Annotated in this window: 24 protein-coding genes and 1 pseudogene; 11 read left to right on the forward strand and 14 right to left on the reverse strand. The window is 73.4% G+C overall.

Annotated elements, in window-relative coordinates:
- Window positions 1-4 precede the first annotated feature (4 nt).
- Window positions 5-1,273 carry a threonine ammonia-lyase IlvA gene (gene ilvA, locus QSK00_RS10005; RefSeq protein ID WP_285590129.1) on the reverse strand — a complete coding sequence of 423 codons (1,269 nt, stop codon included), beginning with the start codon at window positions 1,271-1,273 and terminating at the stop codon, window positions 5-7.
- A 146-nt stretch (window positions 1,274-1,419) separates the two neighbouring features.
- On the opposite strand from ilvA, the gene QSK00_RS10010 reads away from it, so the two are divergent.
- Genes QSK00_RS10010 through QSK00_RS10020 form a run of 3 tightly spaced genes read left to right on the forward strand, consistent with a single transcriptional unit; the run spans window position 1,420 to window position 2,345 of the window.
- Window positions 1,420-1,812 carry a DUF7715 family protein gene (locus QSK00_RS10010; protein WP_285590131.1) on the forward strand — a complete coding sequence of 131 codons (393 nt, stop codon included), beginning with the start codon at window positions 1,420-1,422 and terminating at the stop codon, window positions 1,810-1,812.
- A 26-nt stretch (window positions 1,813-1,838) separates the two neighbouring features.
- Window positions 1,839-2,069: a hypothetical protein gene (locus tag QSK00_RS10015; protein ID WP_285590132.1), complete on the forward strand. Its 231-nt coding sequence runs from the start codon at window positions 1,839-1,841 to the stop codon at window positions 2,067-2,069.
- Between the two features lie 36 nt (window positions 2,070-2,105).
- On the forward strand, window positions 2,106-2,345 hold the full coding sequence (locus QSK00_RS10020; protein ID WP_285590134.1) for a hypothetical protein: 240 nt from the start codon (window positions 2,106-2,108) through the stop codon (window positions 2,343-2,345).
- A gap of 1 nt (window position 2,346) precedes the next feature.
- Here the strand turns inward: QSK00_RS10020 and QSK00_RS10025 are convergent, their stop codons facing one another.
- Together QSK00_RS10025 and QSK00_RS10030 are read right to left on the reverse strand one after the other, a co-directional pair.
- On the reverse strand, window positions 2,347-2,808 hold the full coding sequence (locus tag QSK00_RS10025) for a PTS sugar transporter subunit IIA (protein WP_285590135.1): 462 nt from the start codon (window positions 2,806-2,808) through the stop codon (window positions 2,347-2,349).
- Window positions 2,805-3,056, reverse strand: coding sequence for a PTS sugar transporter subunit IIB (locus tag QSK00_RS10030; protein ID WP_285590137.1), 252 nt, complete (start codon window positions 3,054-3,056; stop codon window positions 2,805-2,807). The genes QSK00_RS10025 and QSK00_RS10030 overlap by 4 nt, the downstream gene beginning before the upstream one ends.
- A 73-nt stretch (window positions 3,057-3,129) precedes the next feature.
- Between QSK00_RS10030 and QSK00_RS10035 the strand changes: the two genes are divergently transcribed.
- From QSK00_RS10035 to QSK00_RS10045, 3 genes are all read left to right on the forward strand, one after another.
- Complete coding sequence (locus QSK00_RS10035) at window positions 3,130-4,371, forward strand: PTS transporter subunit EIIC (RefSeq protein WP_285590138.1); 1,242 nt, start codon at window positions 3,130-3,132, stop codon at window positions 4,369-4,371.
- 68 nt (window positions 4,372-4,439) lie between these two features.
- Entirely contained in the window at window positions 4,440-6,368 is a 1,929-nt protein-coding gene (gene htpG, locus QSK00_RS10040) for a molecular chaperone HtpG (RefSeq protein WP_285590141.1), read from the forward strand.
- A gap of 62 nt (window positions 6,369-6,430) precedes the next feature.
- Window positions 6,431-7,456: an LLM class flavin-dependent oxidoreductase gene (locus QSK00_RS10045; RefSeq protein WP_285590143.1), complete on the forward strand. Its 1,026-nt coding sequence runs from the start codon at window positions 6,431-6,433 to the stop codon at window positions 7,454-7,456.
- A 311-nt stretch (window positions 7,457-7,767) separates the two neighbouring features.
- Here the strand turns inward: QSK00_RS10045 and QSK00_RS10050 are convergent, their stop codons facing one another.
- The 3 genes from QSK00_RS10050 to QSK00_RS10060 are packed head-to-tail and all read right to left on the reverse strand — an operon-like array spanning window position 7,768 to window position 10,843.
- Complete coding sequence (locus tag QSK00_RS10050) at window positions 7,768-9,276, reverse strand: tripartite tricarboxylate transporter permease (RefSeq protein WP_285590145.1); 1,509 nt, start codon at window positions 9,274-9,276, stop codon at window positions 7,768-7,770.
- On the reverse strand, window positions 9,273-9,797 hold the full coding sequence (locus QSK00_RS10055) for a tripartite tricarboxylate transporter TctB family protein (RefSeq protein WP_285590148.1): 525 nt from the start codon (window positions 9,795-9,797) through the stop codon (window positions 9,273-9,275). Before QSK00_RS10055 ends, QSK00_RS10050 begins: the two co-directional genes overlap by 4 nt.
- Window positions 9,794-10,843: a Bug family tripartite tricarboxylate transporter substrate binding protein gene (locus tag QSK00_RS10060; protein ID WP_285590150.1), complete on the reverse strand. Its 1,050-nt coding sequence runs from the start codon at window positions 10,841-10,843 to the stop codon at window positions 9,794-9,796. Before QSK00_RS10060 ends, QSK00_RS10055 begins: the two co-directional genes overlap by 4 nt.
- A gap of 137 nt (window positions 10,844-10,980) precedes the next feature.
- On the opposite strand from QSK00_RS10060, the gene QSK00_RS10065 reads away from it, so the two are divergent.
- On the forward strand, window positions 10,981-11,829 hold the full coding sequence (locus tag QSK00_RS10065) for an NUDIX hydrolase (RefSeq protein WP_285590151.1): 849 nt from the start codon (window positions 10,981-10,983) through the stop codon (window positions 11,827-11,829).
- On the opposite strand, the gene QSK00_RS10070 is transcribed toward QSK00_RS10065, so the two are convergent.
- Together QSK00_RS10070 and QSK00_RS10075 are read right to left on the reverse strand one after the other, a co-directional pair.
- Complete coding sequence (locus tag QSK00_RS10070; protein WP_285590153.1) at window positions 11,813-12,202, reverse strand: tautomerase family protein; 390 nt, start codon at window positions 12,200-12,202, stop codon at window positions 11,813-11,815. The two genes, QSK00_RS10065 and QSK00_RS10070, sit on opposite strands and share 17 nt — an antisense overlap.
- 33 nt (window positions 12,203-12,235) lie before the next feature.
- Window positions 12,236-13,456 carry a cytochrome P450 gene (locus QSK00_RS10075; RefSeq protein WP_285590154.1) on the reverse strand — a complete coding sequence of 407 codons (1,221 nt, stop codon included), beginning with the start codon at window positions 13,454-13,456 and terminating at the stop codon, window positions 12,236-12,238.
- Between the two features lie 76 nt (window positions 13,457-13,532).
- Between QSK00_RS10075 and QSK00_RS10080 the strand changes: the two genes are divergently transcribed.
- Complete coding sequence (locus QSK00_RS10080) at window positions 13,533-14,036, forward strand: DinB family protein (protein WP_285590156.1); 504 nt, start codon at window positions 13,533-13,535, stop codon at window positions 14,034-14,036.
- 4 nt (window positions 14,037-14,040) lie between these two features.
- Here QSK00_RS10080 and QSK00_RS10085 read toward each other — a convergent pair whose 3' ends face one another.
- The 3 genes from QSK00_RS10085 to QSK00_RS10095 are packed head-to-tail and all read right to left on the reverse strand — an operon-like array spanning window position 14,041 to window position 16,984.
- Window positions 14,041-15,120 (reverse strand): M20 family metallopeptidase, encoded by a 1,080-nt coding sequence (locus tag QSK00_RS10085; protein ID WP_285590157.1) that lies wholly within the window; start codon window positions 15,118-15,120, stop codon window positions 14,041-14,043.
- The gene (locus QSK00_RS10090) at window positions 15,120-15,896 is read right to left on the reverse strand and encodes an enoyl-CoA hydratase/isomerase family protein (RefSeq protein ID WP_285590158.1); all 777 of its coding nucleotides are present in this window, start codon (window positions 15,894-15,896) and stop codon (window positions 15,120-15,122) included. Before QSK00_RS10090 ends, QSK00_RS10085 begins: the two co-directional genes overlap by 1 nt.
- Entirely contained in the window at window positions 15,893-16,984 is a 1,092-nt protein-coding gene (locus tag QSK00_RS10095) for a cation diffusion facilitator family transporter (RefSeq protein ID WP_285590159.1), read from the reverse strand. Before QSK00_RS10095 ends, QSK00_RS10090 begins: the two co-directional genes overlap by 4 nt.
- A 201-nt stretch (window positions 16,985-17,185) precedes the next feature.
- Between QSK00_RS10095 and QSK00_RS10100 the strand changes: the two genes are divergently transcribed.
- The 3 genes and pseudogenes from QSK00_RS10100 to QSK00_RS10110 form a co-directional block, all read left to right on the forward strand.
- Entirely contained in the window at window positions 17,186-17,620 is a 435-nt protein-coding gene (locus tag QSK00_RS10100) for an SRPBCC domain-containing protein (RefSeq protein WP_285590161.1), read from the forward strand.
- Complete coding sequence (locus QSK00_RS10105; RefSeq protein WP_285590164.1) at window positions 17,610-17,942, forward strand: ArsR/SmtB family transcription factor; 333 nt, start codon at window positions 17,610-17,612, stop codon at window positions 17,940-17,942. The genes QSK00_RS10100 and QSK00_RS10105 overlap by 11 nt, the downstream gene beginning before the upstream one ends.
- Window positions 17,939-18,451, forward strand: a pseudogene (locus QSK00_RS10110) (DUF899 family protein); the annotation flags it as partial. The gene QSK00_RS10105 and the pseudogene QSK00_RS10110, both read left to right, overlap by 4 nt.
- Window positions 18,452-18,485: 34 nt before the next feature.
- Here QSK00_RS10110 and QSK00_RS10115 read toward each other — a convergent pair.
- Genes QSK00_RS10115 through QSK00_RS10125 form a run of 3 tightly spaced genes read right to left on the reverse strand, consistent with a single transcriptional unit; the run spans window position 18,486 to window position 21,168 of the window.
- Window positions 18,486-19,280 carry a YwaF family protein gene (locus QSK00_RS10115; protein WP_285590167.1) on the reverse strand — a complete coding sequence of 265 codons (795 nt, stop codon included), beginning with the start codon at window positions 19,278-19,280 and terminating at the stop codon, window positions 18,486-18,488.
- A complete protein-coding gene (locus QSK00_RS10120; protein WP_285590169.1) occupies window positions 19,277-20,464 on the reverse strand; it encodes a hypothetical protein in 1,188 nt (395 codons plus the stop codon). Before QSK00_RS10120 ends, QSK00_RS10115 begins: the two co-directional genes overlap by 4 nt.
- Complete coding sequence (locus QSK00_RS10125) at window positions 20,461-21,168, reverse strand: LysR substrate-binding domain-containing protein (protein ID WP_502872024.1); 708 nt, start codon at window positions 21,166-21,168, stop codon at window positions 20,461-20,463. The genes QSK00_RS10120 and QSK00_RS10125 overlap by 4 nt, the downstream gene beginning before the upstream one ends.
- Window positions 21,169-21,187: the final 19 nt, after the last annotated feature.

Consider the following 21,187-nt stretch of genomic DNA (forward strand, 5'->3'; position numbering starts at 1 on the left):
CCGGTCAGACCAGGAAACGGAACGCCGGGGACCCCGGCTCGAGGACCTCGATCTGCAGCGGCGACCGGGCCATCCGCTCCAGCAGCGGCTCGTAGTCCTCCCGCCGACCGATCTCGACGCCGACGAGGGCGGGGCCCGACTCCCGGTTGTCGCGCTTGACGTACTCGAAGCGCGTGACGTCGTCGTCGGGACCGAGCACCTCGTCGAGGAAGCGCCGCAACGCGCCGGGCTCCTGGGGGAACTCGACGAGGAAGTAGTGCTTGAGCCCCTGGAAACGCAGCGAACGCTCGATGACCTCGGCGTAGCGCGAGACGTCGTTGTTCCCCCCGGAGAGGATGACGACGACGGTCTCGCCCGGTGAGAGGTCAAGCTCCGGACCGTCCGAGCGCACCGCCGCGCCGGCCAGCGCGCCCGCGGGCTCCGCGATGATCCCCTCGGTCTGGTAGAGCGCGAGCATCTCGGTGCACACGAGGCCCTCGTCGACGGCGAGCAGCTGCGCGCCCGAGCGCCGGATCAGCGGGAACGTCACGGCGCCCGCCTTGCGGACCGCGGCGCCGTCGACGAACCGGTCGAACCCGTCCTCGTCGAGCACCACCGGCGAGCCGGCGTGCAGGGCCGCCGCGACGTTGCGCGCCCCGGCGGGCTCCACGCCGATCACCCTGGTCCGCGGGTAGGTCGCCGCGAGCCAGGTCGCGGTGCCGGCGAGCAGACCGCCGCCGCCGACCGGCACGACGACGACGTCGGGCGCGTGCCCGAGCTGCTCCACCACCTCGGCGATCACCGTCGCCTGCCCGGCCACGGTGCGGGAGTCGTCGAACGCGGGGACCAGCGTCGCGCCGGTCTCCTCCGCGTAGGCGGTGGCGGACGCGCTCGCCTCGTCGTAGGTGTCGCCCTGCACCACGAGGTCGACCATGTCCCCGCCGAGCGCGGCGATCCGCTCGCGCTTCTGGCGCGGCGTCGTCGACGGGATCACGACCCGTCCCCGCACCCCGTGCGTCCGGCACGCGAAGGCGAAGCCCTGGGCGTGGTTGCCGGCGGACGCGCAGACCACCCCGGCCGCGCGGGCCTCGTCGTCGAGCTGGGAGATGAGGTTGTAGGCGCCGCGCAGCTTGTACGAGCGCCCGACCTGCAGATCCTCACGCTTGAACCAGACGTTCGTGCCGGAGTCGGCCGACAACCGCGGGTTGTACTGCAGCGGCGTCAGCTCCGCGATGCCGGTGAGACGCTCCGCGGCCTCGAGCACCTGCTTCTCGAACGCGGTCCCGCCCGTCATCGCCCTGCTCCTCCGTGCTGCTGATCCGAACGGCTCATCGTAGGTCCGCCCTTCCCGACGACGGGCCACGGGGCACGCCGGGTCGGACGAGGCTGTCGGTGGGCCCTGGTATCCCTTCGACCATCAGTTCGAACGAGGGGATTCCGATGAAGGTGCTAGTGGCCACGGGCCGCACCCAGGGCACGCGCGGGAACGACTACCACCACGCCGTCGAGGGCGAGTTGGTGCGGATCGACCCGCCCTGCCGCAAGGACCGCGACGATCCCGACGGCCGGTGCGGGTGCGGCCGGGGGTTCGCCGGGATGAACTCGCAGCGGGCCACGACGACCGCGCGGGTGGCGGAGGTGCCGCTGACGCGGGAGGAGTACGCCGAGGCGCTCCGGTCCTCCCTGGAGCGCGACGGGGTGGACCAGTGCTCGTGCCGCGCGCTCGACGAGGCCGACGGGTTGGCCGAGCTCGCGGCGACCTGGCCGGTGGGCACGGTCGTCGAGCGCCGGCTCGACGCGCTGACCCGGCGCACGCAGGAGGTGCCGTCGTGAGCCGGTCCGGAGGTACCGTCGCGTCCATGGCGGCCAAGCGGCGGGTCAGCTTCTCGATCGACGAGTTCTCCCTCGAGCTGCTCCAGGCGGCCGCCGACCGGGCCGGGAAGCCGCTGTCCGTGTGGCTGGCCAGAGCCGCGATGAGCGAAGCGGTGCGCCAGGGCGCCCCTCCCGAGAAGCCCTGGGACGAGGACGCAGCCGCGGCCGACGACGCCGACCTGGCTGCCTCCGAGGCGATGCTCCGCCCGTCGGGGTGAGCCGTACACCTACGCACGCCCGCGAACCGCCGGACGGTGCTCGTTCTGGCGGGCAACGACGTGATCCGTCCGACCCGGCCGTGGGTGCTCGGGATCGCGATCCGGTCGGACGATCCGGAGGACCTCCTCGCCGTACCGCTCGGTGACGGGCGATTCGCCTACGCGGGCGATCTCGGTCGGCTGTACCGCGCGTGGTTCGGGCGACGGGCCGGTCGAGTGGACCCGTTGACCCTCACCCGGATCGACACCGTGCTGCGCGTCGCCCTCGACCTCTGAGTCACTCCGGCGCGACCTCGAGCAGCGGATCACCTGGCGTGACCACACCCGACGGGAGGACCGAGACGCGCGACGGGTCGACGTCGAGAGCGACGACGGGGCAGACGGCCGAGAGCCCGCGGGCGCGGACGTCGGCGGGGGACCAGCGCACGACGGGATCGCCGGCCGACACCACGTCGCCCTCCGCGCGCAGCACCTCGAACCCCTCGCCCCGCAGGCCGACCGTGTCGATGCCGAGATGCACCAGCACGCCGAGCCCGTCCACCGTGACGAGCGCGAACGCGTGCGGGTGCAGCTTGACGAGGGTTCCCGGGGCGGGCGCGCACACCACGACGGCGTCGACCGCGGGCTCGATCGCGGCGCCCGGGCCGACCATCCCGCCGGCGAACACGACGTCGGGAACGGCGTCCAGACCGACGACCGTCCCGGCGAGGGGAGCGGCGACGATCACCGCCCGGCTCAACTCCCCGTCGCTCCGCTCGCCTCGAGCAGGTCGTGCACCTCGTCGGCGATCACGTCGGCCTGCGGCCCGACGACCACCTGCACGACGCTGCCCTGCACCACGACGCCCGACGCCCCGAGCGCCTTCAGGGCCGCCGCGTCGACGAGGGCGGGGTCGCGGACCTCGGTGCGCAGGCGCGTGATGCAGGCCTCGAGGTCGTCGATGTTCGTCGCACCGCCCAGACCGGCCACGATCGCCGCTGCGTCCATACCCCGCACCCTTCTCCGACACCGGGTCGTTGCTTCCTGCAACGTCCGCCGCACGGTACTGGAGGGGGGCCCGATGACCGCGACCACCGAGACGCCGTCCCGGGGAGCACGGGGGCTGGCGGGGCTGCAGCGGCTCGGCCGCAGCCTCATGCTGCCGATCGCCGCCCTGCCGGCCGCGGGCCTGCTGCAGCGCCTCGGGCAGGACGACCTGCTGGGCGGCGTCGCCGCGTTCAAGAACGTGGCGACGGTGCTGACCGGTGCGGGCGGCGCCCTGTTCGACAACCTGCCGCTCATCTTCGCCGTCGGCATCGCCATCGGGTGGGCCCGCCGCTCCGACGGGTCCACGGCACTGGCCGCGGTCGTCGGCTACCTCGTGCTCGCGGGCGTGTTCACCGCCCTCAGCCCGGTCCTGCTCCCCGGTCGGCTGGACTCGAAGGGCGAGCAGGCCACGATCGACTACGGGGTCCTGGGTGGGATCCTCGTCGGGCTGGTCGCCGCCGTGCTCTGGCAGCGCTACCACCGCATCAAGCTGCCGACCTACCTCGCCTTCTTCGGCGGCCGGCGCTTCGTCCCGATCGTCACCGCGCTGGTCTCGATGCTGCTCGCGGTGGTGCTGGCGCTGCTCTTCCCGCTGTTCAACGCGGGGCTGACGGCGCTGGGCAACGCCGTCGCGGCGAACGCGGTGGTCGGCGGCGGCATCTTCGGCGCCGCGAACCGCCTCCTCATCCCGCTCGGCCTGCACCACGTCCTGAACTCGGTCGTCTGGTTCGTGCTGGGCGACTACGACGGCGCCCACGGCGACATCGCGCGCTTCTTCGCCGGCGACCCGACGGCCGGGACGTTCATGACCGGCTTCTTCCCCATCATGATGTTCGCGCTGCCCGCGGCCGCCCTCGCGATCTGGCACGAGGCGCGCCCGGAGCAGCGCAAGGTCGTCGGCGGGATCATGGCCTCGGTCGCGCTGACGTCGTTCCTCACCGGGATCACCGAGCCGCTCGAGTACGCCTTCGTCTACGTCGCCTGGCCGCTCTACGTGGTGCACGCCGTGCTGACCGGCACCTCGCTGGCGTTGTGCAACGCGCTCGGCATCCACGACGGGTTCACCTTCTCCGCCGGCGCGATCGACTACGTCATCAACGTCGGGCAGGCCACCCGGCCGTTGTGGCTGATCCCGATCGGCCTGGGCTACGCGGTCGTCTACTACGTCGTCTTCCGCGTGGTGATCCGACGGTTCGACCTGCGCACGCCGGGTCGCGAGCAGGAGGGGGAGGCGTCGGTGAGCGCCGATCCCACGCGCGACCCGTCGTCGGGATAGCTGTCGGGGGGTCCGTTTATCGTGGAAGTCGACCACGTCGGTGAGCCACGAGAGGACGCAGGGAAGCGATGACCGAGACGATCGAGTTCCAGGCCGAGGCCCGTCAGCTGCTGCAGCTGATGATCCACTCGATCTACTCCGACAAGGACGTGTTCCTGCGGGAGTTGATCTCCAACGCGTCCGACGCGCTGGACAAGCTGCGCATGGAGTCCTACCGGGACAAGGACCTCGGGGTCGACACCACGGACCTGCACGTCGAGCTGCGCACCGACGCGGCGGCGCGCACGCTCACGATCACCGACAACGGGATCGGGATGAGCCGCGACGACGTCGTGAACCTCATCGGCACGATCGCGCGCTCGGGCACCGCCGAGACGCTGTCGAAGCTGCGCGAGGCCCAGGCGTCGGGCAGCGAGGAGGCCACGGCCGAGCTCATCGGACAGTTCGGCATCGGCTTCTACTCCAGCTTCATGGTGGCCGACCGGGTGGAGATGACCACCCGGCGGGCCGGCACCGACGGCGGCGTCCACTGGGAGTCCGCGGGTGAGGGCACGTACGAACTCTCCGAGGTGGCCGACGCGCCGCAGGGCACGAGCATCACCGTGCACCTCAAGGCGGAGGACGCCGAGGACAACCTGCACGACTACGCCGACCCGTCGGTCGTGCGCCGCATCGTGAAGCGGTACTCGGACTTCATCACCTGGCCGATCCTGCTCGACCCGAGCGGTGTCACGGACACCGTCGTGGAGGGCGCGGAGGAGGACACCGAGGAGTCCGCGCCCGACACCTCGAACGAGCCGATCAACTCGCGCAAGGCGCTGTGGGCCCGCCCGCGTTCCGAGGTGAGCGACGAGGAGTACGCCGAGTTCTACCGCCACGTCTCGCACGACTGGCAGGAGCCGCTCGAGACGATGCGGTTCACCGGCGAGGGCACGTTCGAGTACCAGGCGCTGCTGTTCCTGCCCGCCCACGCGCCGATGGACCTGTACTACCGCGACGCCAAGCGCGGGGTGCAGCTCTACGTCAAGCGCGTCTTCGTCATGGAGGACTGCGAGGTGCTCGTCCCCGAGTACCTGCGGTTCGTCAAGGGCGTCGTCGACGCGCAGGACCTCTCGCTGAACGTCTCCCGCGAGATCCTCCAGCAGGACCGCCAGATCCAGCTGATCCGCAAGCGCCTCGTGAAGCGGGTGCTGCAGACGATCACGGCGTTGCGCGGCGAGAACGCCGAGAAGTACGAGACGTTCTGGCGCGAGTGCGGGCGGGCGCTCAAGGAGGGGCTGCTCTCCGACCAGGACAACACGCAGGCGATCCTCGAGGCGTCCAGCTTCGCCTCGACGCACGACCCGGAGCGGCTCACGACGCTCGCCGACTACGTCGCACGGATGCCCGAGGGCCAGGAGTCGATCTACTACGTCACCGGGGAGAACCGGGCGGCCGTGGAGAACTCTCCGCACATCGAGGCGTTCCGCGCCAAGGGCTACGAGGTCCTGCTGCTGACCGACCAGGTCGACGAGGTGTGGGTCGGGATGGTCCCGTCCTACGGCAGCGGCGAGGACGCGAAGCCGTTCGCCTCGATCGCGCAGGGCGACGTCGACCTCTCCGACGACGCGGAGAAGCCCGAGGGCTTCGACGACCTGCTCACCTGGATGACCACGACGCTCGCCGACGACGTCTCCGAGGTCCGGCTCTCCACCCGCCTGACGACCAGCCCGGCCTGCCTGGTGGGCGAGGTCGGCGGCCTCCCGCCGCAGCTCGAGCAGATGATGCGCTCGATGGGGCAGGAGATCCCGGTCCAGAAGCGGGCCCTGGAGCTCAACCCGAAGCACCCCCTGGTGGAGAACCTCCGCACGGCGCACGCGGCGAAGCCCGACGACGCCGGGATCGCCGAGACCGCGTCGCTGCTCCACGACATGGCGCTGCTCGCCGAGGGCGGAGAGCTCAAGGAGCCGTCCGCCTTCGTCGGGAAGCTCGCGCAGCGGCTCGCCGCCACCCTGTGACGGAATAGCCGACCGATCCGACGAGTTGGTCGTTGAACTTGCAACGACTTGGGAGGTAAGCCGTGCACGTCGGCGTCGACAGCTTCGTCGCGAAGGTCACCGATCCGGACACCGAGCACGTGGTGGGTCCGGTCGAGCGCTTCGCCCACCTGCTGGAGGAGATCGAGACCGCCGACCGGGCGGGCCTGTACTCCTACGGCATCGGGGAGCACCACCGCAGCGAGTACTACGACGCCGCGCCCGCCGTGATCCTCGCGGCGGCCGCGGCGCGCACGCAGCAGATCCACCTGCGGTCCGCGGTCACGGTGCTCTCCGCCGCCGACCCGGTCCGGGTCTGGCAGGAGTACGCGACGGTCGACCTGATCTCGGGCGGACGGGTGGAGCTGGTCGTCGGGCGCGGGTCGTTCACCGAGGCGTTCCCGCTCTTCGGGCTGCCCTTCTCCGACTACGACGAGCTCTTCACCTCGAAGCTCGACCTGCTGCTGCAGATCCGCGACCACGAGCGGGTCACCTGGTCCGGGCCGCACCGCCCGGCGCTGAAGGACCAGCCGGTGTACCCGCGGCCGGCGCAGGACCCGTTCCCGATCTGGGTGGGCGTCGGTGGCTCGCCCGAGTCGTTCTACCGCGCCGGCGCGCTGGGGCTGCCGCTGATGATCGCGATCATCGGTGGCGCGCCCGCGCAGTTCGCGCCGCTGGTCGACCTGTACCGCCGGGCAGGCGCGGAGGCCGGGCACTCGCCCGAGCAGCTGAAGGTCGGGCTGCACTGCTTCGGCTTCCTCGGCGACGACGTCGCCCAGGCGACGAACGCCTTCTACCCGGGCTGGGAGGCGATGTTCACGACGATCGCCCGCGAGCGCGGAGGCATGCCGCCCTCGCGACGCCAGTTCGACGCCACCCGCGGCCCCGACGGCGCGTACTTCATCGGCGACCCGGACATGATCGTCGAGAAGGCGACCCGGGTGGCCGAGCAGCTCGGCGGGGTCGACCGCATCAACCTGCAGATGACGAACCCGCGGCTGCGCCACGCGGACCTGCTGCACTCCATCGAGCTGCTGGGGGAGGCCGCCCCGAAGCTGGCCGACGTGTAGGCGAACCGGGGGACGATCGGCCGCGTCGGAAGGAGTGTGATGACCGGTCCGACGTGGCCCGGTCACCTCCTGAGCCTCGACGAGTGGGCGGCCCTCCCGTGGCCGAGCACCGCGGGACCGCGCCCCTGCAGCTCGGCGTGACGCTGGACCTCGACGCGCTCGGCTGAGACCCGCGCGGCTCACGAGGGGGACACCAGGCATCCCGGGCACGCCCGGACCCTGCCTGACGCCACCCTCGCGCGATCCCGGACCGGGCGAAGGGCCCCTTCCGTCGGACGGACCGACCGGAGGGGCCCTTCGCTCGGGACGGGTCAGACCAGCTCGTCCTCCCGCTCCGGAGCGGCGGCCGCACCACGGCGGCGCAGCACCAGCGGGACCACGAACAGCAGGGCGATCACCGCGTACACCGTGATCGACAGGGGTGTGGAGACCAGCGTCGTCACGTCGCCGTCGGCGATCTGCAGCGCCCGGCGGAGCTGGAGCTCGGCGTCGGGACCGAGGATGACCCCGATGATCGCCGGCAGGACGGGCAGCCCGAAGCGGCGCATGAGAAAGCCGATCCCGCCGATGGCCAGCAGCACCACCAGGTCGATCGGGGAGCCCGACACGGCGTAGGCCCCGACGCAGGCGAAGAACAGGATGCCGGCGTAGAGATACGGCCGCGGGACGCGCAGCAGCTTCGCCCACATCGGCGCGAGCGGCAGGTTCAGCGCGAGCAGCATGATCAGGCCGACGAACAGGCTCGCGATCAGCGTCCACACCAGGGCCGGCTCCCGCTCGAAGAGCAGCGGGCCGGGCTGGATGCCGAACTGCTGGAAGGCGGCGAGCATGATCGCGGCGATCGCGGTCGTCGGGAGCCCCAGCGTGAGCATCGTGGCGAGCGTGCCCGCCGACGACGCCGAGGCCGCCGACTCCGGGGCGGCGAGACCCTCGATCGCGCCCTTCCCGAAGTTCTTCCGGTTCCTCGAGAGCCGACGCTCGGTCACGTAGGCCATGAACGTCGACATCTCGGCTCCGCCGGCCGGGATCGAGCCGAACGTGAACCCGATGAACGGGCCGCGCAGCCACGGCTTCCACGCCCGGCGCACGTCGTCCCGGGAGAGCCACGGACGCCCGACCGGGATGACCTCGGTCGGCTTGCGCCGCAGGTGGGCGGCCACCCACAGCGCCTCGCCGACCGCGAAGAGCCCGACGGCCACGATGACGACGTCGATGCCGTCCGCGAGCTGCGGGACGCCGAACGTCATGCGTGGCTGACCGGAGATGGGGTCGAGCCCGACCAGGCCGATCGTCAGTCCGAGCACCAGCGCCGCGAAGCCCCGGACGCGGGACGCCCCGAGGACGCCGGTGACGGCGACGAACGCGAGCACCATGATCGCGAAGTAGTCGGGCGCCCCGATGTCGACCGCGACGGAGGCGATCAGCGGCGCGACGAGCACGAGGCCGGCCACTCCGACCATGCCCCCGACGAAGTGCCCGATCGCCGCGGTGGCGAGCGCCTGGGCCCCGCGGCCCTGCTTGGCCATGGGGTTGCCCTCGATCGCCGCCATCACCGAGGCGCTCTCGCCCGGGGTGTTGAGCAGGATCGAGGTGGTCGAGCCACCGAACATCGCCCCGAAGTAGATGCCGGCGAACATGATGAACGCGCCGGTCGGCTCGAAGGCGTAGGTGACGGGCAGCAGCAGGGCGACGGCCATGGCGGGGCCGATGCCGGGGAGGACCCCGATCGCGGTGCCGAGCAGGACGCCGATCGCGGCGAAGAGCAGGTGGGTCGGGGTCAGCGCGTTGGCGAACCCGTCGAGCAGGCCGAAGTCGTTCACCCCAGCACCCCCATGAGCGGACCGCCGGGGAGGTCGACGCCCAGCAGGCCGTCGAACACCACCCAGGTGACCAGCGAGACGGTCGCGGCCACCGCCAGGTCGACCTCGAGCCGCCGCGAGCCCAGGGCGTACGCGGCGCCCGCGAACAGCACCGTGCCCGCGATCGGCCAGCCGAGGACCGGGATGAGGAGCGCGGTCGCGATCAGGACGCCGGCGAGCATCCCGACCGTACGCAGGTCCATCGGCGTGTCGAGGTCGACGTCCTCGCCCGCCTCCGCCTCGCCGTGCCCACCGCGCAGGACGTCGACGGCGAGCAGCGCCGAGAGCACGAGCAGCGCCGCGCTGAGCACGAGCGGGACGACGCCCGGCCCGATCGGGTCGGAGCCCGACCCCGCGGCCAGCGTGCCCTCCGCGACCGTGTCGACGGCCACGAGCACCCCGACGGCCCCCAGCAGGCCCGCGATGCCCAGTTCGGCATGCTCGGACCACCAGCTCCGCCGTACCGCCACTCCCGTGGTCATGCCAACCCCAGTTCCCGCAGGACCCCTGCGACCCGCTCGTCCTCCGCTGCGAGGAACGCGCCGAAGGCGTCCCCGGGCAGGTAGGCGTCCTGCCAGTCGTTGCGCTCGAGCTGCTCACGCCACTCCGGGCTCGCGTGCAGCGCGTCCACGGCGGCCACGAGCTCGTCGCGCTCGGCCCCCGGGAGCCCCGGCGGCGCGACGATGCCGCGCCAGTTGGTGAACTCGACGTCGACGCCGGCCTCGCGCAGCGTCGGGGCGTCCAGCCCCGGCACCCGCTGACCCGCCGTCACGGCGAGCACCCGCAGGTCGCCCGAGGCGATCTGGTCGGCGAACTCGCCGAGGCCGCTCACCCCGAGCCCGACCTTCCCGCCGAGCACCGCGGCGAGCAGGTCGCCGCCGCCGTCGTAGGGGACGTAGTTGACCGACCGCGGGTCGATGCCGGCCGCCTTCGCCGTGAGCATCGGCGCGAGGTGGTCCGGCCCGCCCGGCGACGAGCCGCCGCCGACCGGCAGGGCGCCCGGGTTCGCCCGCCAGGCCGCGACGAGCTGCGAGAGGTCCCGGAACGGCGAGTCCGTCGGCACCACCAGGATCTCGGTCTCCTGCGTGAGCCGGGCGATCGGCGTCGTCTGCCGCAGCGTCACGGGGGAGTCGTTGGAGTAGACGCTGCCGACGACGCCGAGCCCCATCGACATGAGCTGGCGGCCGTCGCCCTCGGCGTTGACCAGCCGGCGCAGTCCGACCGTGCCGCCCGCGCCGGGCAGGTTGAACACCTCCACCGCGCCCGTCACGCCCGCCTCCTCGGCGGCGCTCGCGGCGGCGCGGGCGGTCACGTCGTACCCCCCGCCCGGGCTGTTGGGCACCATGACCCGCAGGCCCTTCAGCTGACTGCCGTCCCCGCCGCCCGAGAACGCCCCGACGGCCGGCGGCACGAGCAGCAGGGCCGCGGCGACTGCGAGGAGGGTCGCGAGGGTGCTCGCGCGGCGCGACCGACCGGGCGGCGGCGGGATGACATCGGTCGGCGGCGGATCGGTGGTGGTGGACGACACGGGCGCTCCTGGCACGTCTGTGAGCTGGATCGCTCGACAGGGTGCGGTGCCGGTCACCGGCGCCGACAGCATCCGGGCGTAGCGGACGTTGTGTTCGTTGTGGTCGCGACGGCCCCGCCGTGTGATCAGATGAGGGCATGGACCCCACGGCGCTCCCGCCCGGCTTCGCCGACCAGCTCGCCGAGTTCCGCTCCCGCGCGGCCGACCCGGTCACCCCGAAGGTGGCCGCCTCGACGATCCTGCTGCGCGCCGGGGCCTCCGGGATCGAGGTCTTCCTCCTGCGCCGGCGCACCCAGATGGCGTTCGCCGGCGGCATGGTCGTCTTCCCCGGCGGCGGGGTGGACCCGCGCGACGCGACCGACGACATCGGCTGGGCCGGACCGTCGCCGGAGGTCTGGGCCGAGCGGCTCGGGCTCGGCGTCGACGAGGCCCGCGCGGTCGTCTGCGCCGCGGTCCGGGAGACCTTCGAGGAGTCCGGGGTGCTGCTCGCGGGTCCCGATGACGGGTCGGTGGTCCCGTCGACCTCGGGCGCCGAGTGGGCCGAGGCCCGCCGGGCGCTGGAGGCCCGCGAGATCGCCTTCTCGGCGATGCTGCGCGAGCGTGGGCTCGTGCTGCGCACCGACCTGCTCCGGGGCTGGACCTGCTGGGTCACCCCGGAGTTCGAGCCCCGCCGCTACCGGACGTTCTTCTTCGTGACGGCGAGCCCCGAGGGACAGGAGGCGGCGGGAGGCTCCACCGAGTCCGACGCCGCCGCGTGGCTCGGGGTCGACGCGGCGCTCGCGGCGGCGGGGGAGACGGTGATGATGCTGCCGCCCCAGTACTGCACGTTCCTCGAGCTCGCCCAGTACGGCACGGTCGCCCAGGTCCTGGCGGCCGCGGACCGCCCGATCCCGGAGCCGGTCATGCCGGGCCTGGAACCGGACGGGTCGGCGCTGACGCTGCCCGGGCGCTATGCCGAGCTGAACGCCGCTACAGCTCCCCGGTGAGGAACTGGGCACGGCCGTGCCCGAACGACCAGTCCTCCTGCTCGTTGCGCACGAGCGAGACGATCAGGTCGGTCGGGCGCACCAGGCCCTCCTCGTCGAGCCGCTTCGCGAGCGCGGCGTAGAGCGCCTCCTTCTGCTCGCGTCCCCGGCCCTGCTGGGTGACCTGGATGATCGTCACGCCGTCGGTGCGCTCGATGCCCAGCCCGGTGTCCTCGGCGATGATCTCCCCGGCGTCGTGCTGGTGGATCACCTGGTAGCGGTCGCCGGGCGGGGCGGCGAAGACGTCGAGCATGACCTCCTGCACGGTGTCGGCGAGGCGGCGGACCTCCTCGGGCGAACGGCCGCGGACGAGGTCGATCCTGACGAGAGGCATGACACCCGGATGCCCGGACCCGCCGTCGGGAACTCACCACGTGACGGGCAACGCCTCCACCCCGTGGATGAGGTTCTCGTGCCGGTACTCGGGTGGTCCGCCCGCCAGGGCCAGGCCCGGGAAGCGCCGCAGCAGGGCCCGGAAGGCGATCCGCAGCTCGACGCGCGCCAGCGGGGCGCCCAGGCAGTGGTGGATGCCGTAGCCGAACGCGACGTGGGACAGCGGCGCCCGGGTGACGTCGAGGTGGTCGAGCCCCTCGCCGAGAGCGGGGTCGCGGTTGGCGGCGCAGAGCGAGGCGGTGACGACGGTGCCCGCCGGGAACGCGTGGGAGCCCACCGTCACGTCCGACGTCGCCACCCGCGGGAAGCCGGCCGAGACCGGGGAGACGTGCCGGAGCAGCTCCTCCACGACGTGGCCGAGCGCGACGTCGTCGTCCAGCGCCGCGCGGGTCGCCGCGAGCTGCGCGGGCTCCCGCAGCAGCTCGAGGGTGCCCAGCGCGATCACGTTGGACGTCGTCTCGTGGCCCGCCACGAGCAGCAGGTTGGCGAGTCCCGCGAGTTCGTCGTCGTCGATCCCGCCCTCGGACGCCGGACGGTCGCCGTGCTCGCGGACGAGCATGCCGATCAGGTCGTCGCCCGGGTCACGGCGCGCGCGGGCGACGAGCGTGGCCATGTAGGCGCGGGAGTCGGCGATCACCTCGGCCCGCCGCGCGAACGGCAGGTCCGAGCGCAGCGTCAGCGCCGCGCGCTCCTGGAAGCCGTCGCGGTCGGCGTAGGGGACGCCGAGCAGCTCACAGATGACGAGCGAGGGCACCGGGAGGGCGAAGTCGGCGACGAGGTCACCGGGCGCGCCGGCCTTCTCCATCGCGTCCAGCGCGTCCTCGACGATCGCGACGACCCGCGGCTCGAGCGCCTTCATCGCCCGGACCGTGAACCGGCCGGTGAGCATGCGCCGCAGGCGGGTGTGGTGGGGCGGGTCGAGCGCGAGCAGCATCCCGGCCCGGCGTCGCACCATCTCGTCGGCGTCGGACTCGCCGGGGGGCAGCGGGAGGCCCTCGAAGCCGAACGCCGGGTCGCCGTGCACGATCCGCGCGTCGGTGTAGCCCGCGACGAGCGTCGCCCGGTGCCCGACCAGCGTGGTCACCGGGCACGTCCCGTCGGTCTCGCGCAGCGCGGTGACCTGCGGGTCCGGGTCGAGCCCGTCGCGCCGCAGCCCGAGGCGCGGCGGGCGCTCCGTCGTCTGATCGATGCCCATGCTCACGACCCTGCCGCATCACGGTCCGTCCGCGGAAGGGCGATGGGTGTCGGGGTGCCCTGGTAGGCATCGGCCCATGTCCGGATTCGTGCTCGGGGACCGCCCCGATCCGCCGATCGCCGCGCCCGAGGCGGAGACCCTGGTCGGCTTCCTGGAGTTCCAGCGCGCGACCTTCGCGTGGAAGTGCGCGGGCCTGCGGGCGGACGGCCTCGCGACGCGGGTCGGGGTCTCGACGATGACCCTCGGCGGCCTGCTCGGCCATCTCACGGCGGTGGAGGACTCGTGGTTCACCGACGACTTCGCGGGGCGGCCGGTCGTCATCGCCGACGATCCGTGGGCCGCGTCGGGCGGACCCGACGCCCTGCACGCGGGGTGGCGGGCCGCGGTGGAGCGGTCCCGGGCGGTGGTCGCCGAGGCACTGGCCGGCGAGGGGCTGGGAGCGGTCGCCCGGGACCCGAAGCCGGCCGACCGCCCCGTCACCCTCCGCTGGATCCTCGTCCACATGATCGAGGAGTACGCGCGGCACAACGGGCACGCCGACCTGCTCCGGGAGGTGGTGGACGGCGCGACGGGGGAGTGAGGGGTCAGCGGCCCGCGAGCAGCCGCCCGTACGCGACGACGGCCTCCTCGAGGCGCGCGACCGAGCAGGTCTCGTCGGTGACGTGGGCCTGGTCCGGGTCGCCGGGGCCGCAGACGATCACGGCGGCCCCACCGAGCGCATCGGCGAGGACGGCCGCGTCCGTGAAGTACGTGGCGTAGCCGGGCTCCGTGTCGCCCGCGAGGAGACGGCTCGACCGGAGGACCGTCGCCGGGTCGGTGTCGACGACGGGGAGGTCGACGAGCCGCTCGATCGCGACGTCCCCGCCGACCAGTCCGGCGACCGTCGCCTCGACGGCGTCCGCGTCCGTCCCCGGGACGAGGCGCAGGTCGAGGCACAGCTCGGCGTGGTCGGGCACGACGTTCGGCACCACTCCGGCGTGGAAGGTGCCGACGTTGGCCGTCATCGGGCCGTGGGTGTCGCTCGTCGGCCAGCCGGCGTGGTCGTGCACGGCGAGGGCACCGCGGGCGAGGTCGACGAGTGCGTTGCGGCCGAGCTCCGGGCGCGACCCGTGGGCGGGCACGCCGCGGGCGACCAGGCGCAGCCACAGCGCGCCCTTGTGCCCGAGCAGGACCCGACCGCCGGTCATCTCACCGACCACGAGCAGCGGCGACGGGGCGACGAGCGTCCGGTCGAGCGCGCGGGCCCCGTCGCACCCGGTCTCCTCGCCGAACGTGAACACGAGCTGGAGGTCGCCCCCGCCGGCCCCGACGTGGCCGACGGCCGCCTCGACCATCGCCGCGACGCCACCCTTCATGTCGCTCGCGCCCCGGCCGCGCAGCCGGCCGTCCACCACGTCGCCCGCCAGCGGGTCGAACGACCACGCGGCCTCGTCGGCGGGCACCGTGTCGAGGTGCCCGCTGAGGGTCACCGCGACGGGCCGCTCGGTGCCGGTCACGTCGGCGGTGCGGGCGACGACGTTCGCCCGGCCCGGCTCCGGCTCGTCGAGCCGGACGTGGAGCCCGGCGTCGGCGAGCCGCGCCGCGACCACGTCGGCCGCGACCCGCTCGCCGCCGCCGCGGGTGTCGAGCCGGACGAGCTCCTGCGCGAGGTCGAGGGCGCCCATCAGCGGCCCCGGAACTCCGCGGGCCGCTTCTCGAGGAAGGCGGCGCGGCCCTCGGCGAAGTCCGCCGTCTCGAACATCGCGACCTGCGTCGTCTCCTCGACGTGCAGCGCCTCGGCGAGGCTCGTGGGCGGACGGGCGAGGATGCGCTTCGTCGCCGCGAGGGCCAGCGGCGCGGCCGCCGCCATCTCCTGCGCCCGCTCCACCGCGACGGCGAGCGCGGCCCCGTCGTCGACCAGCTCGTCGACCAGACCCAGCCGTTCGGCCTCCGGACCGTCGATCAGGGTGCCCCGCAGCAGGAGCCGCCGGGCCGCGCCCGCGCCGACCTTGCGCGGGAGCGTCCAGAACAGCCCGGAGTCGGCGACCAGCCCGAGCCGCCCGAAGATCGCCCCGTACCGCGAACTCCGTCCGGCCACGACGTAGTCGCAGGCGGCGACCACCGAGGTCCCGGCGCCGACCGCGGCACCCTCGACGGCGGCGACGACCGGCAGCGGGCCCTCGACCAGCAGGGAGATCACGTCCGCGATCAGGTGCAGCCGGTCGCGGGCGTCGGCACGGTCGCCCTGCGGCATCGAGGAGACGTCGCCGCCGGAGCTGAAGTGCCTCCCCGCACCCGTGACCACCAGCGCCCGGCAGCCGTCGTCGAGGTGGGCGGCCTCGAGGGCGGCGCGCAACTCCCGGCGCAGGGGCACCGTCAGGGCGTTGCGCCGCTCCGGGACGTCGACGGTGAGGACCCGCACCGGTCCGTCGTCGTGGATGTGCAGAGGACCGTCGCTCATCGTCCGATCTTGTCCTGCTCCGCGCGCCAGTCCGCGAGGGAGGTGCCGAACCGGTCGAGCACCGCCTGCCGGAGGTCCTCGTCCTCACGGGGGACGGGCTCGAGGAAGACCTGGTCGAGGTCGGTGAACCGCTCCCGGAGCTCGTCGTCGAGCCGGACGCACGCCCGCTCCAGCTCGCCGACGGTCAGCTCGTCGCGGAAGTCGACGCGGGCGCAGAGCAGGACGCTGTCGGTGCCGGTGAGCATGGTCTGCAGGTCGACGACCGCCGTGACCTCCGGGGCGGCGTCGAGGTAGTCGTAGATCGCCTTCGTGACCCGCGGTTCGGCCGCCCGGCCGATGAGCAGGTTCTTGTTGGTGCGCCCGAGGATGAAGGCCACGACGGCGAGCAGCAGGCCGATCATGATGGAGGCGATGCCGTCCCACACCGACGACCCGGTCTGTTGGTGGAGCACCACACCGACGGCGGCGAAGAGCAGGCCGAGCAGGGCCGCGGTGTCCTCGAAGAGCACGCTCTTGACCGTCGGGTCGTCGGAGAGCCGCAGGTAACGGGCGAGGGAGAGCTTGAGCTCCGTGCGCTCGCGCAGGCACTGCCGCAGCGCCTGCTGCCAGGAGATCCCCTCGATGATCGCCGAGAGCCCGAGGACGGAGTAGGCGACCCAGGCGTACTGCTCCTCGGCCGGGTCGGGGGCGTTCTCGATGATCGTCGTGATGCCCTCGTAGACCGAGTACGTCGCCCCGACGACGAACACCGAGACCGAGGCGATCATCGCCCAGAAGAAGCGTTCCTTGCCGTAGCCGAACGGGTGCGCGCGGTCGGCCCGTTTCCCCGAGCGGCGCAGTGCGGTGAACAGCAGCACCTCGGTGACGCAGTCCGCCGCGGAGTGGGCCGCCTCGGCGAGCATCGCCGACGATCCGGTGAGCAGGCCCGCGACGAGCTTCAGGACGCCGACCGCCGCGTTGGCGGCGAACGCGAGGATCACCGAGAGGGTGCTCTGCCCGGAGGACGAGTCCTCGTCCTCACGCCCCTCGTCGGTCGGGTCCTCGGGGGGCGGCACGAGCGCCGAGGGCGCGTCGTTCCTCGCGGTCATGGGGGGAGTCCTTCCAGAGGCGAACGCACCGGGCACTACCCGGTTCACCCGCACCTCACCCGCCGCTGAGCTCCCGTTGACCCCGGATCGCTCCGCCCGGAGGAACGCGCACCGCCGATCGCCCCGTGGGGCGACGGCGCCTTGTGGCAACCCTTCGGTTGCGTCATAGTGGCAACCGTTCAGTTGCACCAGGAGGTCGGCATGGCGTTCCCGGACCGGATCGAGCGCACCATCGAGCTCGCCCACCCCGTCGAGCGGGTCTGGGCGGCGATCAGCACCGCCGAGGGGCTCGCCGCGTGGTTCGGCGACCGCGCCGGGATCGACCTGCGGCCGGGCGGCCGCGCCTGGCTGGAGTGGAGCGAGCACGACGCGCACGCCGAGCTCCGCATCCAGCGCGTCGAGGCGCCCCACCTCCTCGCGTGGACGTGGCGCATCGCCGGGCTCCCGGAGGACGACCTGCGCCGCGCCCACGTGGAGTTCACCCTCGTCCCGACCCCCGACGGGACCCGGCTCACGGTGGTCGAGTCCGGGTTCGCCCAGCTCACCGCCGAGGAACACGACCAGGCGCACGGTGGCAACACCGAGGGCTGGGACCGGGAGCTCGGGGAGCTGGTGGCCCATCTCGATGCCCGCTGAGCAGGAACGGACCGCCGAGCAGGTCTTCGCCGCCCTCGCCGATCCCACCCGGCGTGCCCTCCTGGCCGACCTCGCCGCCCACGGTCCCTCCACGGCCACCGACCTCGCCACCCGCCTGCCCATCACCCGCCAGGCCGTCACCAAGCACCTCGATCGGCTCGCCGACGCGGGGCTGGTCACCGCCGAGCCCGGGGAGCGCCGCCGGGTCCGCTACCGACTGCGATCCGCCCCGATGCGGATCGCCCAGCGCTACCTCGCGGCCCTCGCCCGCGACTGGGACGGCCCGTTGGCCGCCCTCGCCGACCACCTGGAGGAGACATGACCACCGCCCTGCCACCCGTCGTCGACGCCGACACCTGGGCGCGGGAGCGCGACGCGCTGCTCGCCGCCGAGAAGGACCTGACCCGGGCCCGGGACGCCCTCGCGGCCCGCCGTCGCCGGCTGCCGATGACCCCGGCCACCAACCACACGTTCTCGACGACCGGCGGCCCCCGGACCCTGCTCGACCTCTTCGGCGGGCACCGGACCCTCGTCGTCTACCAGTTCATGGACCACGGGTCGGAGCGCTACTGCGGCGGGTGCACCTGGTTCGCCGAGAACGTCCCGGCGACGGCGCCCGAGCTGCTCGCCGAGAACGGCGTGGCGTGGGCGCACGTGTCCGACCTGCCCCTGGAGCGCCTCACCACCTACTGGGAGGCCCGCGGCTGGACGCTGCCGTACGCCTCGTCGCGCGGGACCACCTTCGCCGCGGAGACCGGTTCGTGGCTGACGGTGTTCGTGCGCGACGGCGACGCCGTGTACCGGACGTGGGGGACCGCGGGACGCGGCCTCGAGGACCTGACCTTCGTCACCTCGCTGCTCGACCTCACTCCGTACGGTCGCCGCGAGGAGTGGGAGGACTCGCCGTCGGGATGGCCGCAGGGTCCGGTGTGTCCGGAGCCGCCCCTGCTCGCGCCGGACGACGTGGTCCAGAGCTTCGGGCGGTTCCGGTCCACGGCCGGCTCCACACCACGGTGATGAGCGCCCACACCACGAGGACGACGACCGCCTCGACCAGCAGGTAGACCGGGTAGGGCCCGAACAGGTCGAGGATCGAGGCCGCGTCGGGCTTGCGGTCGAGGTAGCCGTAGTTCGCCCCGGTCAGCAGGTTCACCGGCTGGGCGACCGCGGCCCAGACCAGCGTGGCGGCGACGGTGCGTCCGTAGTCGGTCCAGGTCGGACGCCGACCCGTGCCCCACGTGAGCAGGACGGCCGCCCAGATCGGCAGGACGTGCGCGGTGAAGAAGGCGAGGAAGCTCGGCGCGGGGAAGTCCGGGCCGCCGAGTGCGGGCGTGGCGATGGCCTGCACGGTCAGCGTCAGCGCCCAGTAGTACGTCATGCCGTAGGCCCACTGGCGCCCGCTCCACAGCGCATACGCCGCGACGTAGGGCACCAGGTCGGAGAGCCACAGCGGCAGCGTCTGCCCCGCGCGGGCGGGGTCGAACGCGTAGATCTGGTAGGCGAGGGTCGTGACCACGAGCAGCACGGCGAGGACCCGCTCCGCCTTCCCGACGACGGGTGCGGGTGCCTTCCGGCCGAACGGCACCAGCGCGACCGCGCCGAGCACGGTGAGGACCACGACGACGACGTGCGAGGTCCCCCACGGGACGAACGTGCTCACGCAGCCGCCCTCCTCCGCCGTGAGGGGAACCCTCGTGCCACGAGAGCGCTCGGATCGTCCCCTCGCGAACGGGCGAGCGCCCACGCGGCGAACGGCACGGCGCCCGCCCCGAGCGTCAGGTCGGCCTGCCACACGCTGCCGGTGAGCAGAAGCCAGAAGCCGGCCGAGAGCACGGTCGGGGCGATCAGCACGGCGGTCGCGCACCAGCCGACGGCGCTCTCCGTCGCCGGGCGCAGCCTCGTGAGCACCGCGACCAGCAGGACCAGCGCCACCAGCGCGATCACGACGATGGCCGGGTGCAGGCCGCGCTCGCCGGTCACCTTGGCGCCCACGTGCAGCGGGGAGAACCGGTCGGTCCCGCCCAGCAGGAACGGCACGATCAGGACGGCCCAGGTGAGCGCGCCGATCCCGCCGACGAGGAGCCCGGCCCGTCGTGGCAGGACGTCGTTGCTGTCACCGGGTGCAGGCAACGACGCTCTCCTGCCATCCCGACGGAATCCCACCGCCACGGCCACGATCACCATGACGAGCGCCAGGTGCGGCCGGGTGCAGGTGGCGATCCCGAGGGCGACCGCACCCGTCGTCAGGACCAGCGGGGAGCGGGCCCGCAGGACCCACGCGGCGGCCGCCACGGCGGGGACGACGCTCGTCACGAGGTCGTCCCCGACCAGGAACTCCCGCAGCACCTCGGGGGTGACGACGACGAGCGCCCAGAGCAGGGTCGGGACCCGCCGCAGCCGCCACCCGCCGTGGAGCACCGGCAGGAGCACGAGCGTCCAGACGAGGTTCTGACCCGCCGCGTGTCCGGTCACCGCCCAGACCGGCGCCGCGAGGACCAGCGAGCCGGGCAGCGGCGTGATCGGGTTCCCGAGGTAGGTGACGCCGGTGTAGGGGTAGAGCCCGCCGGCCAGTCGGTCCAGCGCGACGTCGAGCGCGTCCGCACGGTCACTGCCCACACCCGGCACCCACGACGGCGGACCGACCACCGCGAGCACCACCAGCCCGACGGTGACGGCCACGACCAGGACCGGCAGGACCCGGCGTCGTACCGGCAGCTCCACCGCGGCGACCGCGAGCAGACCGAGCACCGCGTACACGACGAGCACTGCGAGAGGACCGCCGAGGGTCATGGCCGGGAACGTGGAGATCACGGCCAGGATCGCGGCCAGGACCCCGGTCCTCATCGGCGGCGCGGGCCGCGACGGGCCGGACGACGCTTCGACTCGGGCGTCCGTGGCTGCTCCCGGCGCGGCGTCCGGGAGCTGTTCACGGAGCGCCCCCGGATGATGCCGATGAACTCCTCCATGTCCTCGGAGTTCTCGGCGTCCGGCCAGGTGAGGACGACGCTCGAGGTCGGGGCGTCGGTGAGCGGGCGGTGGGTGAGGTCGCGGCGGTGGTGCAGCCGGGCGAGCGAGAGGGGGAGGACCAGCACACCGACGCCCGCCGCGACGAGTTCGATCGCGTCGGCGGTCGTGTCCGGATCGGACTCCGCGGCGCGGCCCGGGCGCTCCGCCCAGGTGAGGGTGTCGTCGCGCGGGCGCTGGACGATCTCGTCGGCGAGGTCGTCGAGGGTGGCCTCGTCGGCCGCCGTGACGACGTGGTCCTTCGGCACGACGACGACCGTGGCCTCGGTGTAGAGCGGGATCGCGTGCAGCCCGTCCCGGTCGATCGGCAGCCGGACGAGCCCGGCGTCGAGCTCACCGCCCCGGATCCGCGCCACCACCTCGGCGGTCGTCGCGAGGTCGAGCTCGAACGGGACCTGCGGGCGGCGTTCACCCCACATCCGCGCCCACTTGTCCGGTGTGACGCCCGGGACGTAGCCGAGCCGGAAGGCGGCGCTCTGCTCGGTCACCGGGGGAGGGTAGCGAGCCCGATACCGTGGACCCATGAGCCGCCAGACCCAGACG

The organism is Actinomycetospora sp. NBRC 106378, assembly GCF_030269685.1.
GTDB lineage: Bacteria > Actinomycetota > Actinomycetes > Mycobacteriales > Pseudonocardiaceae > Actinomycetospora.

What these genes read in the sequence shown, in the direction of transcription:
- ilvA (WP_285590129.1), bottom strand. Translation starts at nt 1,273, where the DNA reads ATGACGGGCGGGACCGCGTTCGAGAAGCAGGTGCTCGAGGCCGCGGAG.
- QSK00_RS10010 (WP_285590131.1), top strand. Translation starts at nt 1,420, where the DNA reads ATGAAGGTGCTAGTGGCCACGGGCCGCACCCAGGGCACGCGCGGGAAC.
- QSK00_RS10015 (WP_285590132.1), top strand. Translation starts at nt 1,839, where the DNA reads ATGGCGGCCAAGCGGCGGGTCAGCTTCTCGATCGACGAGTTCTCCCTC.
- QSK00_RS10030 (WP_285590137.1), bottom strand. Translation starts at nt 3,056, where the DNA reads ATGGACGCAGCGGCGATCGTGGCCGGTCTGGGCGGTGCGACGAACATC.
- QSK00_RS10035 (WP_285590138.1), top strand. Translation starts at nt 3,130, where the DNA reads ATGACCGCGACCACCGAGACGCCGTCCCGGGGAGCACGGGGGCTGGCG.
- htpG (WP_285590141.1), top strand. Translation starts at nt 4,440, where the DNA reads ATGACCGAGACGATCGAGTTCCAGGCCGAGGCCCGTCAGCTGCTGCAG.
- QSK00_RS10055 (WP_285590148.1), bottom strand. Translation starts at nt 9,797, where the DNA reads ATGACCACGGGAGTGGCGGTACGGCGGAGCTGGTGGTCCGAGCATGCC.
- QSK00_RS10065 (WP_285590151.1), top strand. Translation starts at nt 10,981, where the DNA reads ATGGACCCCACGGCGCTCCCGCCCGGCTTCGCCGACCAGCTCGCCGAG.
- QSK00_RS10070 (WP_285590153.1), bottom strand. Translation starts at nt 12,202, where the DNA reads ATGCCTCTCGTCAGGATCGACCTCGTCCGCGGCCGTTCGCCCGAGGAG.
- QSK00_RS10075 (WP_285590154.1), bottom strand. Translation starts at nt 13,456, where the DNA reads ATGGGCATCGATCAGACGACGGAGCGCCCGCCGCGCCTCGGGCTGCGG.
- QSK00_RS10080 (WP_285590156.1), top strand. Translation starts at nt 13,533, where the DNA reads ATGTCCGGATTCGTGCTCGGGGACCGCCCCGATCCGCCGATCGCCGCG.
- QSK00_RS10085 (WP_285590157.1), bottom strand. Translation starts at nt 15,120, where the DNA reads ATGGGCGCCCTCGACCTCGCGCAGGAGCTCGTCCGGCTCGACACCCGC.
- QSK00_RS10090 (WP_285590158.1), bottom strand. Translation starts at nt 15,896, where the DNA reads ATGAGCGACGGTCCTCTGCACATCCACGACGACGGACCGGTGCGGGTC.
- QSK00_RS10095 (WP_285590159.1), bottom strand. Translation starts at nt 16,984, where the DNA reads ATGACCGCGAGGAACGACGCGCCCTCGGCGCTCGTGCCGCCCCCCGAG.
- QSK00_RS10100 (WP_285590161.1), top strand. Translation starts at nt 17,186, where the DNA reads ATGGCGTTCCCGGACCGGATCGAGCGCACCATCGAGCTCGCCCACCCC.
- QSK00_RS10105 (WP_285590164.1), top strand. Translation starts at nt 17,610, where the DNA reads ATGCCCGCTGAGCAGGAACGGACCGCCGAGCAGGTCTTCGCCGCCCTC.
- QSK00_RS10120 (WP_285590169.1), bottom strand. Translation starts at nt 20,464, where the DNA reads ATGAGGACCGGGGTCCTGGCCGCGATCCTGGCCGTGATCTCCACGTTC.
- QSK00_RS10125 (WP_502872024.1), bottom strand. Translation starts at nt 21,168, where the DNA reads ATGGGTCCACGGTATCGGGCTCGCTACCCTCCCCCGGTGACCGAGCAG.